Source organism: Caenispirillum bisanense (genome assembly GCF_039523075.1).
In the GTDB taxonomy this organism is placed as follows: domain Bacteria; phylum Pseudomonadota; class Alphaproteobacteria; order Rhodospirillales; family Rhodospirillaceae; genus Caenispirillum; species Caenispirillum bisanense.
In genome coordinates this window covers 65,892-78,901 of the sequence record NZ_BAAAEP010000005.1, presented here as the reverse complement: position 1 = coordinate 78,901, position 13,010 = coordinate 65,892, and the positions used below count along the sequence as shown (strand labels likewise).

Here is a 13,010-nt window from a genome sequence, read left to right as displayed (position 1 = left end):
CGATGGCCGTTCGCCCCTCTGCCCGTTCCCGCATCCGCCGCGTCGCGGCCGCCGCCGCGGTGGGCTCAACCCTGGTTCTCGGGGCCTGCGCCGGGCAGTCCACCGGCCTTGGCATCAATCTGGTGTCGGAGCAGCAGGTGGCGCAGATGGGTGCCCAGACGTGGCAGCAGATGCGCCAGGAAATGCCGCCGTCGCGCAACGCCACCTACCAGCAGGCGGCGCGCCAGATCGCCGACCGCCTGCTGACCGCCGCCGGCCACGATCCGCGCCAGTGGGAGGTGATGGTCTTCGCCGGCGAGGAAGCCAATGCCTTCGCCCTGCCGGGCCGCAAGATCGGCGTCTATGAAGGCATGTTCCGCGTCGCCGCCAACGAAAGCCAGCTGGCGGCGGTGATCGGCCACGAGATCGGCCACGTCGACGCCAACCACTCGCAGGAACGGCTGTCGAGCCAGATGGCGACCCAGATGGGGGTCGATCTGGCCGGTGCCGCCCTCGGCCAGGCCGGCATGGGCCAGCCGGAGCAGGTGGCGGCGCTGCTGGGCGCGGGTGCGCAATACGGTCTGCTGCTGCCCTATTCGCGCAACCAGGAACTGGATGCCGACCGCCGCGGCCTCGTCTACATGGCCCGCGCCGGCTATGATCCGCGGGCGGCGGTGGAACTGTGGCAGCGCATGTCGCAGGCGGGCGGCGCCCAGCCGCCGGTCTTCGCCTCCACCCACCCGGGGCATGAACAGCGCATCCAGTACCTGCAGCAGATGATGCCCGAAGCCCTGGAAATCTACCGCCAGGCCGGCGGCCGGATGTAAGGACGGGGGTCGCGGGCCGGGGCCGGGCCGGGGCTCAGCCCTTGGCCCGGTTCGGCGCCTTCGGGGCGAGGTCGAGCGGCTTGGCGCGGCTCGGCCCGTCCTTGTGGACGCCGCCGGTCAGCATGATGGTTTCCATCAGCCGCTGGGCGGCCCGGCGGAAGTCCTCGTCGGCGCCCAGGGTACAGGCCTTGCTGAAGTAGCGCCGTCCGGCCCCCAGCTTCTGCGCCCGTTCGGTCAGGTGTTCTTCCGCCGCCAGCCGGGCCGCCTGATGCAGCAGGCGGTCGCATTCGCGCATGTTGGCGTGGCGCTCGTGTTCGCGCGCCTTTTCCAGCAGCGCCTTCTTGAAGTCGAACGGCAGCTGCTTGTCGCTGCCGCAGCGGTCCTTCAGCATCTTGTGCAGGCGCTCGGCGGTGTCGGGGGAGGCGTCCTCCATCTCGTGGAGGGTCTTCAGGCAATCGGCCTTGGCGCGCTCGATGGCCTGACGCTGCTGCTCCGCCTTGTCGGCGGCGGCGCCGGGAAGCTTGATGCCGAACATCGCGAGGCCCCCCTCCGTTGGATGTATGACAACTCTACCCGCTCGCCCGCCGATTGAACAGGGGGCAGCGGTGCTGCGCCGCCGCGAGGGAGAACGCGACAGCGGCGCGGCGGCGGCAGCGCAGTCAGCCGAACAGGTCGCCCTGGTTGACCGCTTCCTCGCCCGCCTGCGGATCGCCGGGCGCGGTTTCCCAGCCGAGATCGGGCAGGGCGATGACGCGCAGCCCGTCCTCTTCCCGCATCACGATCAGGCCGCGGCTCTCCATGTAGTCGAGCAGCCCGCGCGCCCGTCGCGGCGAGCGGCTGTTGCGGGCCCGCGCGATGTCGGTGTCGGACGGGCAGGGGGCGCGGTCCATGGCGGCGCGGGCGAGCAGCAGGAACAGCGGCTGCAGGTCTTCCGGCAGGCGGTCCGCCACCCCTTGGGCCTTTTCCCACTCGCTGGAATGCTCCGCCTCCACCGACACCCCGGCGCGGGCGGCGGCGAGCTTGCGCTTGAAGGCGGCAAGGTCGAGCTGGCGGCCGTTCACCCGCTTCATGCGGCAGCGGACCAGGAAATCCTGGTAGAGCACGGCGACCGAGCGGAAGGCGGCATCGGGATCGGCGATCAGGTCGCGCAGGATGCGTTCCATGGAGACCTGCGGGTCGGCGTCGTCCTCTTCCTCCACCTCCGGCTCCGGCGGCTTGGCGCGGGCCAGCTGCTGCAGGATGTCGTTGGTGGCGGTGGGCGCCGGCAGCGGCCGGATGGGGCGCGGGGCGGGCGCCGGCTCGTTCTCGCCCGGCTTGAAGATGAGGTCGGCGGCATCGGCCGGCGGCGTTTCCGGCAGCGGCATCAGCTTGGGGCTGGTGGCGCGCGGGCTGGTCTCCACCGCGCCGATGACGATGGGGAAGGGGCGGTTGCTGATGGCCGGGCCGAGGGCGATGAAGTGGCCGCGCTTGAGGTCGCGGAACATCTCCGCCTGCTTGCGCTCCATGCCGAGCAGGTCGGAGGCGCGCGCCATGTCGATGTCGAGGAAGGTGCGGCCCATGAGGAAGTTGGACGCCTCCGCCGCCACGTTCTTGGCCAGCTTCGCCAGGCGCTGCGTGGCGATGACGCCGGCCAGCCCGCGCTTGCGGCCGCGGCACATGAGGTTGGTCATGGCGCCGAGGGAGGCCTTGCGCGCTTCGTCGGAAACGTCGCCGGCGGCGGCGGGGGCGAACAGCTGCGCCTCGTCCACCACCACCAGGGCGGGATACCAGTAGTCGCGGTCGCAGTCGAACAGCCCGCCGAGGAAGGAGGCGGCGCGGCGCATCTGGAACTCGGCGTCCAGGTGTTCGAGGTTGAGGATGACCGAGACGCGGTGCATGCGCACCCGCGCCGCCACCTGCTGCAGCTGGGCGTCGTTGTGGTCGGAGGCATCGACGACCACATGGCCGAACCTGTCGGCCAGGGTGACGAAATCGCCTTCCGGGTCGATGACCACCTGCTGCACCCACTGGGCGCTCTGCTCCAGCAGGCGGCGCAGCAGGTGCGACTTGCCGGAGCCCGAGTTGCCCTGCACCAGCAGGCGCGTGGCGAGCAGCTCCTCGAGATCGAGCGATGCGGGCTTGCCCGCCGACGCCGATCCCATGTCGATGCTGACCTTCATGTACACCTGTCTCTCGCGTCGGGGAGGGCCTGATATAGCCCATAAGGCAGGCACGGGGCCAGCCCGACGTGAGGGGAGGGGCCGCCGGCAGGGGCCCGACGCGAAAGGCGCCGCGATCCCTGCCGGGTGCCGCCGCGGCCTATTTGCTGTCGGCCAGAAGTCCGTCGACCAGATGAATGACGGCGTTGCTGGCCGGAACGTCATGGCGCAGCGGATGACGCCCGCCGATCACCGGCCCGGAACTGCTGGCATAGTTGAAAGCGATCGGGGTGCCGCCGTCGCGCCAGGTGCCGGCCTTGGTCCAGATCTTGCCGCTCGACGAGGAGAAATACTCCGCCCAGACCGGCTCGTCGAAGAAGTGATGCAGGACCACCTGCTGGGCCGCCAGCGTCCGGGCCGCGTCGCCGGAGGTGAGGGCGGCCTTCAGGTCGTCATAGCTGTCGCCGAGCGCGCGGTCGCTGACCGCCAGCACGGTATGCGGCTCGTCACCCTGCAGCAGCGGGCCGGCACCGGCCAGTTCCGCCAGTTCCAGGAAGCGGCCGTAGGTGTCGGTGACGCTGTCCATCATCGGCAGTCCCGTCTGCGGGTCGAGCATCACCAGTCCGCGGGCATCCAGCCGCGGCACCTGACGTTCGTGGCGCAGGGAGGACAGCACGGCGAAGGCGTTGCCGGGGCATGTCGCCTCGACGCTCATGACGCGGGCGGCGCCGGCGACAATACAGTCCCGCCCGCCGCCGGGAACGGGCGTCTGAGCGGTCGCCGCAGTGGCGGCAAGGGCGAGAGCAAGAACAACGGCCGGACGTGCGGCGGACAGCAGGCGCGGGAGCATGGCGTCTTCCTCCTCATGAGGTGCGGGGCGGATCCGATGCTGATCCGCCGCCATGGTCCGGCCGGGCGCGTCTGCGTTCATCCGCCAAATGGGGGATGAGACTCTCCTGCCGCCAAGTGTCCAATGGGGTCGGTTTCGACTATTCTGGATAAGAGGCCGAGTGCTTCTCCCGATCTTCCTGGAGCGGTCGTGCGGAGGGGTCCATGACACAAGACCTGGACCACACCATAGGGCGGATCTACGAAGGCGTCAGCGACCCGGCGGCGTGGGCTGATGTCGTGGCGGGGATCGAGAGGCTGACCACCGGGCTGGCCGCCAACATCCAGTGGTATGGTCCCGGCGGCACCAGCAGCATTGTCACCAGCGAGGAGTTTGCCGAAGCCGGGCGCGTCTACATGACGCAGCAGTTGTTCCTGCAGGATCCCCGCATCCGCGTGTCGGAACGGCTGCCGCCGGGCTCCATCTTCCTCTGTCATCAGCACTTCGACGGTGATGTGGTCCGGCGCAACTCCTTCTACCAGGAGTTCCTGCTGCCCAACCGGCTGCGCTATGTCATGGGCGGCGGGCAGTACCGCCATGGCGACACGGTGGTGGTGGCAGTCCATCGCAGCATCGGCCAGGACCCGTTCGGACCGGCTGAAGTGGCGTTGATGCAGACCGTCCGCAGCCATCTCGTGCGGGCGTATCAGCTACAGCAGACCCTTACGGTTCGGGACCGGTCGCAGGCCTTGCTGAGTGCCGTCCTTGACTGCATCGCCACCGGGGTTGCCGTGCTGGGACCGGACTGTCGCATCAAGTGCCTGAACCGGCTCGCAGAGGACGCGCTGCGGCCGGGGCGGGCGTTGGGCCTGCGGCAGGGACGGATGGTCATTGCCGATACCTTCCTGCAGGAGAAGTTCAAGGCCGCCGTCGCCTCCGCCATAGAAACCGCCCGCCGTTCTGCCGGCTCCGGCGGGGGTTCCCTGCTGCTCACGGGGCCCGACCGGCGCATCTTTCTCCAGGTGATGCCGGTCAGCGTCATGCAGGTGGGGATGTTCGACGAGCCGGCGGCTGTGGTGCTGCTGAGCACGGAGCCGCGCTCGCTGCCCGTCGGCCGCATGTTGTGCGACCTGTTCGGCCTGACACCGGCCGAAGCCCGCGTGGCGGTGGAACTGGCCTGCGGCGCGACCCTCAGGGAGCTTGCCGAGCGGCGGGCCGTTCGCATCTCCACCCTGCGCAGCCAGCTCAAGGCGGTGCTGGAGAAAACCGACAGCCATCGGCAGTCGGATCTGGTGCGGCTGGTGCTGCTGCTGTCGCAGACGGCCGCGCCGGCGGCTCGGCGCTGACCGTCACCCCACCCCCACCGCCGCCGCCAGGGGGCGGTGGCCGTAGCCGAATTCCAGCAGGACGGCGGCAAAGTGGCAGGCCGCGCCGCCCAGCACGGCCACATGCCAGCCGGCGTTGTTGAAGGGCAGACGGTCCCACACGTGCAGCAGCGTGCCGCCGGTGTAGAGCAGGCCGCCGATCACCAGCAGCCACAGGGTGGTGGCGGAAACCGCCCCCGCCAGCGGCTCCAGCGCCACCACGATGGTCCACCCGAGGCCGAGGTAGAGCGCCAGGCACAGGCGGTCGTTGACGCGCGGGAAGGCCACCTTCAGCACCACGCCGGTGACGGCGCCGATCCACACCACCGCCGCCAGGGTGATGCCGAAGCCGGCGTCGAGGGCATTGACCACGAAGGGGGTGTAGCTGCCGGCGATCATCACGAAGATCATGGCGTGGTCGATGCGCTGGAAGATGGCCTTGGCCCGCCCCGGCGGCGTCATGTTGTAGAGCGCCGAGGCGGTCAGCATGCCGATCAGCCCGGCGGCGTAGACCGCAAGGCTGGCGATCACCGGCGCCTCGCCGTTGGCGGCGGCCACCACCAGCAGCCACACCGCCGCAATCACCCCCGCCGGCACGCCGATGCAGTGGACGATGGCGTCGGCCAGGCGTTCGGCGCGGGTGTAGGTGGGGAACGGCGGAAGGGTGGTCGTGGGCGTCATCAAGGGGCGCCGGCTGGTCATGCCGCATCTCCGTGGCGGTGCGTCCTGCGGGCTCAACGCTTCAGATGGGGGTGCGGGCGGGCGGCGGCAACGGGCCGCGTCACGGAAGCGTAAGTTCCCAAAGACAACAACCGCTCCGGGAGGACCCGCGCTGACCTTGCGCGGCGCGGGTGAGAGGCGTCCATGATCGACCTGCTCATCGTCGTGGCCTTCGCGGCCTATGCCATCGGCTCCGGCCTGCGCTCCCGCCACCTTGCCGGGCGCAATCTGCAGGAGTACTTCCTGGCCGGCAAGTCGGTCTCCGGCTGGCGGTCCGGGTGTTCCATGGCCGCCACCCAGTTCGCCGCCGACACGCCGCTGCTGGTCAGCGGCTTGGTGGCGACCGCCGGCATCTTCGCCCTGTGGCGGCTGTGGATCTATGGCCTCGCCTTCCTGCTGCTGGCCTTCGTGTTCGCCACCGGCTGGCGGCGCGGCGGCGTGCTGACCGATGCCGAGCTGACGCAGGTGCGCTACTCCGGCCGGGCGGTGCCGCTGCTGCGCTTCCTGAAGGCGGTGTACTACGGCACGGTCATCAACTGCGTCGTGCTGGCCATGGTGCTGGTGGCCGCCATCCGCATCGCCGAGGTCTTCCTGCCCTGGCACCAGTGGCTGCCGGAGGGCGTCTACGGTGCCGCCCTGGCGGCGGTGCAGGGCATCGGGCTGGAGCTGGGCAACAGCGTCACCGGCCTGCCGCAGGATGTGGCGACCACCAACAACCTCATCTCGATCCTGCTGATCCTGCTGTTCACCGCCGCCTATTCCACCACCGGCGGGCTGCGCAGCGTCATCGCCACCGACGTGGTGCAGTTCGCCCTCGCCATGATCGGCACCGCCGTCTACGCCTGGGTGGTGGTGGACGCGGCCGGCGGCTTCGGCCACCTGACGGAGCGGGTGGTGGACCTCTACGGCGATGCCGAGGCCGACCGCATGCTGTCCTTCGGCCCCGACATGGCGGGCGGGCTGCTGCTGCCGTTCCTGGTGCTGATCGGCCTGCAGTGGCTGTTCCAGATGAATTCCGACGGCACCGGCTACCTCGCCCAGCGCTCCATGGCCTGCCGCACCGACCGCGATGCCCGCACCGCCGGGGTGCTGTTCGCCTGGGCGCAGGTGTTCCTGCGCAGCCTGTTCTGGCTGGCCATCGCCGTCGGCCTGCTGGTGCTCTACCCCTTCACGCCGGAACAGGCGGGGTCGCCCGAGTTCGCCGCGAGCCGCGAGATCCTGTTCGTCACCGGCATCGAGGACTATCTGCCGCCGGGGGTGCGGGGGCTGATGCTCACCGGCCTGCTGGCGGCGCTGGCCTCCACCGTCGACACCCACCTGAACTGGGGCGCCAGCTACTGGTCCAACGATGTCTACCACGGGCTGGTATGCCGCCGCTGGCTGAAGCGGGAGCCGCGTGACCGCGAACTGGTGGTGGTGGCGCGGCTGTCCAACGTCGGCATCCTGGTGATCGCCCTGGTGGTGATGGCGAACCTGGGGTCGATCCAGGCGGCGTGGTTCATCTCGCTGCTGTTCGGCGCCGGCATGGGGGCGGTGCTGGTGCTGCGCTGGCTGTGGAACCGCATCACCCTGTGGTCGGAACTGGCGGCCATGGTGGCGTCGCTCATCACCGCGCCGGTGCTGCTGCTGACCCTGGGCATGGATGCCGAGAACGAATGGCTACGCCTGTCCATCATGGCCGGGGTGACCACGGCGGCGGCCATCGGCGTCACCTTCGTCACGCCGCGCACCGATCCCGACGTGCTGCTGGACTTCTACCGCCAGGTGCGCCCCTACGGCTTCTGGCGGCGCGAGGCGGCGCTGTCCGGCGAGGACCCTGGCGAGCCGGTGCGCCTGCTGGCGCAGCGGGTGCGGGCGGTGGGGGCGACGGCGCTGTCGCTGTTCCTGCTGCTGGTCGGCGTCGGCCGGCTGATCGTCGCCCCGCCGGGCGCCAGCGCCCTGATGACCTGGGGCATGATCGCCGGCGGTCTGGCGCTGGTGCCGGTGTGGTGGCGCTACCTGACCGGAGAGGATCTGCGTTTCCGTCAGCCGGCGGCCGGGGATGCTCCGGCGGAATGATAGTCCCTTGCAAATACGACCGCCGGCTGAGTCTTGCCAGTGGTGGCCGGTGTACGGTTGCGTCAGCAGCGAGGATTTGGCGCCTCTTGCACTACTGAAAGAAGAAATGGCGCATCCGGAACATTTTGATGATGATTACGCCTCCTGGCTTGTCCTACCATACCCCGAAGGTGAGCGGCCGCCGACGGCGGCGCCCCCAGGTTGGGATTTGGTGAGGGAGGCCTGAGGGCCATGGCACTTCGTCTGAGCATCGGCAACAAGATCCTGATCGCCTGTTCGGTGATCGTGGTCGTCTGCGTCGGCGCCTTTGCGCTCTACTTCGACCAGCGGCAGGATGGCGCCATCCGCGATGCCCTGCAGGCGCAGGTGCAGGAAAGCGGCGCCCTGGCCACCAGCAGCATCACCAACTGGCTGAACGCCCGCGTGGCGCTGGTGGAAAACCTGGCCGACGACGTCCAGGGCGACACCGGGGTGGAGGCCGTCCGGGCGCTCATCGACCGGCCGAGCCTCGCCGGCCGCTTCATGTTTTCCTACTTCGGCAGCGCCGAGGGGGTGATGACCATGCACCCGCCCGAGGAACTGCCCGCCGACTACGACCCGCGCCGCCGCCCCTGGTACCAGGATGCGGAGCGCATCGGCACCAGCACCATCACCGAACCCTACACCGACGCCTCCACCGGCAAGCTGATCGTCACCGTCACCACGCCGGTCAAGGCGGGCGGCAGCGGCGGGCTGCAGGGGGTGGTGGGCGGCGACCTCACCTTGGACGTGCTGGTGCAGCTGGTGCGCGGCCTCGATCTCGGCGGCATCGGCCACGGCTTCCTGGTCAACAGCCAGGGCACCGTGCTGATCCACCCTGACCAGGCCCTGACCCTGAAGCCCATGGGCGATGCCTACCGCGGCCTGACGGCGGCCGCCCTCGGCGCCGGCGCCAGCACCCTGCGGGAAACCGCCGACGGGCATCTGGTCGCCTTCTTCCCAGTGGAGGGGTTGCCGGGGGTGGACTGGCGGCTGGGCTTCGCCATCGACCGCGCCGCCGCCTTCGCGCCGCTGGTGAACTTCCGCATCACCATGGCGGTAACGACGCTGGTGGTGGTGGCGGCCATCATCGCCCTGGTCGGCTTCATGGTGCGCCGTCTGGTGGCGCAGCCGGTGCTGGCCATGACCGGCGTCATGGCCCGCCTGTCCGAGGACGACCTGGAGGTGGAGGTGCCCTACACCGGCCGCCAGGACGAAATCGGCCGCATGGCCTCCTCCGTCAGTCACTTCAAGAGCCAGCTGATCCGCATGCGCCAGCTGGAGCAGGAGAAGGTGGAGGAAGTGATCCGCGGCGAGGAACACCGCAAGGCCGCCCTGCGCAAGTTGGTGGAAAGCCTGGACGCCACCATCGGCGAGGTGGTGCACCGCCTCACCACCTCCGCCGCCGAGCTGCAGGCCTCGTCCTCGCACATGGCCGAAGTGGCTTCCCGCACCAGCAGTCAGGCGACCCTGGTGAGCGCCGCCGCCGCCGAGACCTCCGGCAACGTCCAGACGGTCGCTTCCGCCACCGAGGAACTCACCGCCTCCATCGCCGACATCGGCCGTCAGGTGGTGCATTCGACCGAGATCGCCAGCCAGGCCGACCGCGAGGCGCGCACCTCGTCCGAGGCGGTGGCCGCCCTGTCGCAGGATGTCGGCCGCATCGGCGACGTCATCAGCCTGATCACCGATATCGCCAGCCAGACCAACCTTCTCGCGCTGAACGCCACCATCGAGGCGGCGCGGGCGGGCGAGGCCGGCAAGGGCTTCGCCGTCGTCGCCAACGAGGTGAAGACCCTCGCCAACCAGACCGCACGGGCGACGGAGCAGATTGCCGGCAACATCCAGTCGGTCCAGGACGGCACCCGCCGGGCGGTGGATGCCATCCATTCCATCGCCGGCGTCATCGGCCGCATGAGCGAGATTTCCACCACCGTCTCCGCCGCCGTGGAGGAGCAGAACGCCGCCACCGCCGAAATCGCCCGCAGCGTCGAGCAGACCTCGCGCGGCACCCGCGAGGTGTCGGACAGCATCGGCGAGGTGGAGCGCGCCGCCGCCGAAACCGGCGAGGCCGCTGGTCGCATCGCCGAGGCGTCGCAGGACCTGTCCACCCAGGCCGCCCGCCTGAAGGACGAGGTGGCGCGGTTCATCGCCCAGGTGCGCGCCAACAAGGAAGACATCAAGCTGCTGGAATGGACCGCCGACATGGTGGTCGGCGTGCGCGAGATCGACGACCACCACCGCGCCATCATCACCGAGCTGAACACCTTCGCCGGCGAGATGCTGCACGGCGACGGCCGCCGCGCCGCCCATGCCATGCTCGCCCGCATGCAGGCCGACATGGCCAAGCACTTCAAGGAGGAAGAGGCGGAGATGCAGGCCAGCCGCTTCCCCGGCCTGGACGCCCACCGCCAGCAGCACCGGGCGCTGCTCGACTACCTGCAGCGGACGGCGCCGGCGGTGGAGGAAGGCTCGCCGGACGCGGTCATCGCCTTCTTCGAACACGTCGGCGACTGGCTGAAGAACCACATCCACAAGTCCGACCGGCCGTTCATGCAGCACATGCAGGCCCAGGGCCGGCTGGGCGCCGGCGGCCGCAGCGGCCGCGCGGCGTGACGGATCGACGCGGCGGGGCGGCGGGCGGTGCGGCGGGTCAGGCTTCCTGGCCGGCGCACCAGCCGCTCGACCACGCCCACTGGAAGTTGTAGCCGCCGAGCCAGCCGGTGACGTCCACCGCCTCGCCGATGACGAACAGCCCCGGCACCTCCCGCGCTGCCATGGTGCGGGAGGACAGGGCGCGGGTGTCGATGCCGCCGGCCGTCACCTCGGCCTTGGCGAAGCCCTCGGTGCCCGCCGGCACCACCGTCCAGCGGTTGAGCCGCTCCCCCACCTGCCGCAGCGCCTTGTCCGGCTGGGCCGCCATGATGCCGGCCGGCAGGCCGTGGTCCGCCAGCCCCTGGGCGAGGCGGGTCGGCAGCAGCTCCGCCAGGATGGTCTTCAGCTCCGCCTTCGGCCGGTCCTGCTTGCGGGCGATCAGGCGGGCGGCGGCGTCGGTGCCGGGCAGCAGGTCGAGCACCACCGTCTCCCCCGGCCGCCAGTAGGACGACACCTGCAGGATGGCGGGGCCGGACAGGCCGCGGTGGGTGAACAGGATGTTCTCGCGGAACCGCCCCTTGCCGCATTGCGCCAGCGCATCCACCGACACGCCGGACAGCGGCCGCATGAGCACCAGGTCCGCCTCGCCGACCGTCAGCGGCACCAGCGCCGGGCGCGGCGGCACCACCGCCAGCCCGAACTGCCGCGCCAGATCGTAGGCGAAGCCGGTGGCGCCCATCTTGGGGATGGACGGACCGCCGGTGGCGATGACCAGCGACGGCGCCTGGACGCTGCCCTTGTCGGTGACGACGCGGAAGCTGTCGGCGTGGCTCACCTCCTGCACCCGGTGGGCGAGGCGGATGTCGACGCCGCCGGCCGTGCACTCGTCCAGCAGCATGCGCAGGATGCGCATCGCCGTGTCGTCGCAGAACAGCTGGCCGAGGGTCTTCTCGTGGTAGGGGATGCGGTGGCGCGTCACCATGTCGATGAAGTCGAACTGGCTGTAGCGCGCCAGGGCCGACTTGGCGAAATGCGGGTTCTCCGACAGGAAGCGGTCGGGGGCGCAACCCAGGTTGGTGAAGTTGCAGCGGCCGCCGCCGCTGATGAGGATCTTCGCCCCCGGCTTGTCGGCGTGGTCGAGCACCACCACCCGCCGCCCGCGCCTGCCGGCGGTGAGGGCGCACATGAGGCCGGCGGCACCGGCCCCCAGAACGATGACGTCAAACTGCTGCATGGACCGGCAACTACCCACCGAAGCCGATGTAGGCGCCGACGCCGCCGGCCACCAGGGCGGCCACCGCCAGGGCCAGCGTCACGCCCTGCCAGCGCAGCACGGCGGCGAGGGCGGCCTGGGCGGCGGTGGTGTCGGCCGCTTCCTCCGCTTCCTCGAAGCGCTTGAGCGGGCGGGCGTAGGTCCAGGCCAGCAGGGCGGTCATCAGCAGGCCGAGGCCGGACATCACATGCACGTGCATTCCCGCCACGGCAAAGCCGCCGTAGAGGCTGAACAGCAGCGAGAAGCCGCTCGCCAGCGCCACGGCGGCGGCGATCCAGGCGACGGTGAAGAAGCGCGGCAGCAGGCGCGCCCACAGGGCATGACGGTCCGCCGGCTCCAGGGTGGCCAGGGTGGGGGGCAGCAGCACGACCAGGAAGAACAGGCCGCCGCTCCAGGCGACCACGGCCAGCAGGTGCAGGGCGATGGCGATCTGGTGCATGGGGGCAGGGCGCTCCGTCAGCGCCCGCCGGCGGCGGCGATGGCGATCACTTCCTCGGCAAGCGCCCGCATTTCCTGCGCCGCCTGACTGCGGCCGGCGGTTTCCAGCACGCCGAGGCCGTCCATCATGCTGGCGGCGAAGGCGACGCGGTTGCCGAGGCGGGCCTCGGTGACCGGCAGGTCGAGCTTTTCCACCTCCGCCACGATGGTGTCGACCAGATTGCCGCGCGGCGGCATGCGGTTGAGCACCAGCCGGGCCGGCGTCTTTTCCTTGCGGGCGGCCTCCAGGGTCGGCTGGGTGGCCCACAGGTCCATGGGCGAGGGCTGCACCGGCACCAGCAGCACGCCGGCGGCGCGGATGGCGGCCTTGGCCTCGGTCTCGGCGTGCGGCGGGGTATCGACGATCACCACGTCGACGCTGTTGCGCAGGCGGTCGAGTTCGGTCGACAGGCGCCAGCCGGCAATGCCCGACAGCCGCAGGCCGCCCGCCTCCTCGCCCAGACGCTCCTGCCGCACGGCGAACCAGCGGCTGAGGCTGCCCTGGGGGTCGATGTCGACCAGGGCGATGCTGCGGCGGCCGCCGTCCGACAGCGCCACGGCAAGCTGGGCGGCCAGCGTCGTCTTGCCGGCGCCGCCTTTCTGCTGGGCGATGGTGATGACGGTCGCGGCCATGCTGGCGTGTCCCCCGGCTGGTGTCTCTGGCTTTGGTGAGGCTAGAGAACCGCAGGGTTTTTGCAAGCGCTTCTGCACCGCCCCCGCCGGGAGGGGGAG

General features: G+C 70.6%; 11 protein-coding genes. 4 read left to right on the top strand and 7 right to left on the bottom strand.

Going from position 1 to position 13,010, the window contains the following annotated elements:
- Positions 1-2: 2 nt before the first annotated feature.
- Positions 3-806 (top strand): M48 family metallopeptidase, encoded by an 804-nt coding sequence (locus tag ABD056_RS04480; RefSeq protein WP_343864818.1) that lies wholly within the window; start codon positions 3-5, stop codon positions 804-806.
- 34 nt (positions 807-840) lie between these two features.
- Here ABD056_RS04480 and ABD056_RS04475 read toward each other — a convergent pair whose 3' ends face one another.
- The 3 genes from ABD056_RS04475 to ABD056_RS04465 all read right to left on the bottom strand — a co-directional run bounded on the left by ABD056_RS04475 (position 841) and on the right by ABD056_RS04465 (position 3,794).
- Positions 841-1,341 carry a hypothetical protein gene (locus tag ABD056_RS04475; protein ID WP_343864816.1) on the bottom strand — a complete coding sequence of 167 codons (501 nt, stop codon included), beginning with the start codon at positions 1,339-1,341 and terminating at the stop codon, positions 841-843.
- A gap of 124 nt (positions 1,342-1,465) precedes the next feature.
- The gene (locus ABD056_RS04470) at positions 1,466-2,965 is read right to left on the bottom strand and encodes a helicase HerA domain-containing protein (protein ID WP_343864815.1); all 1,500 of its coding nucleotides are present in this window, start codon (positions 2,963-2,965) and stop codon (positions 1,466-1,468) included.
- Positions 2,966-3,104: 139 nt separating this feature from the next.
- Entirely contained in the window at positions 3,105-3,794 is a 690-nt protein-coding gene (locus ABD056_RS04465; RefSeq protein WP_343864813.1) for a fasciclin domain-containing protein, read from the bottom strand.
- A gap of 203 nt (positions 3,795-3,997) precedes the next feature.
- Here ABD056_RS04465 and ABD056_RS04460 point away from each other — a divergent pair, with 203 nt between their 5' ends.
- A complete protein-coding gene (locus ABD056_RS04460; RefSeq protein ID WP_343864811.1) occupies positions 3,998-5,119 on the top strand; it encodes a helix-turn-helix transcriptional regulator in 1,122 nt (373 codons plus the stop codon).
- Between the two features lie 3 nt (positions 5,120-5,122).
- On the opposite strand, the gene trhA is transcribed toward ABD056_RS04460, so the two are convergent.
- Positions 5,123-5,818: a PAQR family membrane homeostasis protein TrhA gene (trhA, locus tag ABD056_RS04455; RefSeq protein WP_343864809.1), complete on the bottom strand. Its 696-nt coding sequence runs from the start codon at positions 5,816-5,818 to the stop codon at positions 5,123-5,125.
- Positions 5,819-6,001: 183 nt separating this feature from the next.
- Between trhA and ABD056_RS04450 the strand changes: the two genes are divergently transcribed.
- Together ABD056_RS04450 and ABD056_RS04445 are read left to right on the top strand one after the other, a co-directional pair.
- Complete coding sequence (locus tag ABD056_RS04450; protein WP_343864807.1) at positions 6,002-7,915, top strand: sodium:solute symporter family protein; 1,914 nt, start codon at positions 6,002-6,004, stop codon at positions 7,913-7,915.
- A gap of 231 nt (positions 7,916-8,146) precedes the next feature.
- Complete coding sequence (locus tag ABD056_RS04445; protein ID WP_343864805.1) at positions 8,147-10,549, top strand: bacteriohemerythrin; 2,403 nt, start codon at positions 8,147-8,149, stop codon at positions 10,547-10,549.
- A 37-nt stretch (positions 10,550-10,586) separates the two neighbouring features.
- On the opposite strand, the gene ABD056_RS04440 is transcribed toward ABD056_RS04445, so the two are convergent.
- From ABD056_RS04440 to parA, 3 genes are read right to left on the bottom strand one after another with little or no spacing between them, the layout of a single operon-like run.
- A complete protein-coding gene (locus tag ABD056_RS04440) occupies positions 10,587-11,762 on the bottom strand; it encodes a BaiN/RdsA family NAD(P)/FAD-dependent oxidoreductase (RefSeq protein ID WP_343864803.1) in 1,176 nt (391 codons plus the stop codon).
- 10 nt (positions 11,763-11,772) lie between these two features.
- Positions 11,773-12,240 carry a CopD family protein gene (locus tag ABD056_RS04435; protein ID WP_343864801.1) on the bottom strand — a complete coding sequence of 156 codons (468 nt, stop codon included), beginning with the start codon at positions 12,238-12,240 and terminating at the stop codon, positions 11,773-11,775.
- Between the two features lie 17 nt (positions 12,241-12,257).
- A complete protein-coding gene (gene parA, locus ABD056_RS04430; protein WP_343864799.1) occupies positions 12,258-12,911 on the bottom strand; it encodes a ParA family partition ATPase in 654 nt (217 codons plus the stop codon).
- Positions 12,912-13,010 lie beyond the last annotated feature (99 nt).

Coding starts and splice junctions, on each gene's coding strand:
- ABD056_RS04480 (WP_343864818.1), top strand. CDS start 3: ATGGCCGTTCGCCCCTCTGCCCGTTCCCGCATCCGCCGCGTCGCGGCC.
- ABD056_RS04475 (WP_343864816.1), bottom strand. CDS start 1,341: ATGTTCGGCATCAAGCTTCCCGGCGCCGCCGCCGACAAGGCGGAGCAG.
- ABD056_RS04470 (WP_343864815.1), bottom strand. CDS start 2,965: ATGAAGGTCAGCATCGACATGGGATCGGCGTCGGCGGGCAAGCCCGCA.
- ABD056_RS04465 (WP_343864813.1), bottom strand. CDS start 3,794: ATGCTCCCGCGCCTGCTGTCCGCCGCACGTCCGGCCGTTGTTCTTGCT.
- ABD056_RS04460 (WP_343864811.1), top strand. CDS start 3,998: ATGACACAAGACCTGGACCACACCATAGGGCGGATCTACGAAGGCGTC.
- trhA (WP_343864809.1), bottom strand. CDS start 5,818: ATGACGCCCACGACCACCCTTCCGCCGTTCCCCACCTACACCCGCGCC.
- ABD056_RS04450 (WP_343864807.1), top strand. CDS start 6,002: ATGATCGACCTGCTCATCGTCGTGGCCTTCGCGGCCTATGCCATCGGC.
- ABD056_RS04445 (WP_343864805.1), top strand. CDS start 8,147: ATGGCACTTCGTCTGAGCATCGGCAACAAGATCCTGATCGCCTGTTCG.
- ABD056_RS04440 (WP_343864803.1), bottom strand. CDS start 11,762: ATGCAGCAGTTTGACGTCATCGTTCTGGGGGCCGGTGCCGCCGGCCTC.
- ABD056_RS04435 (WP_343864801.1), bottom strand. CDS start 12,240: ATGCACCAGATCGCCATCGCCCTGCACCTGCTGGCCGTGGTCGCCTGG.
- parA (WP_343864799.1), bottom strand. CDS start 12,911: ATGGCCGCGACCGTCATCACCATCGCCCAGCAGAAAGGCGGCGCCGGC.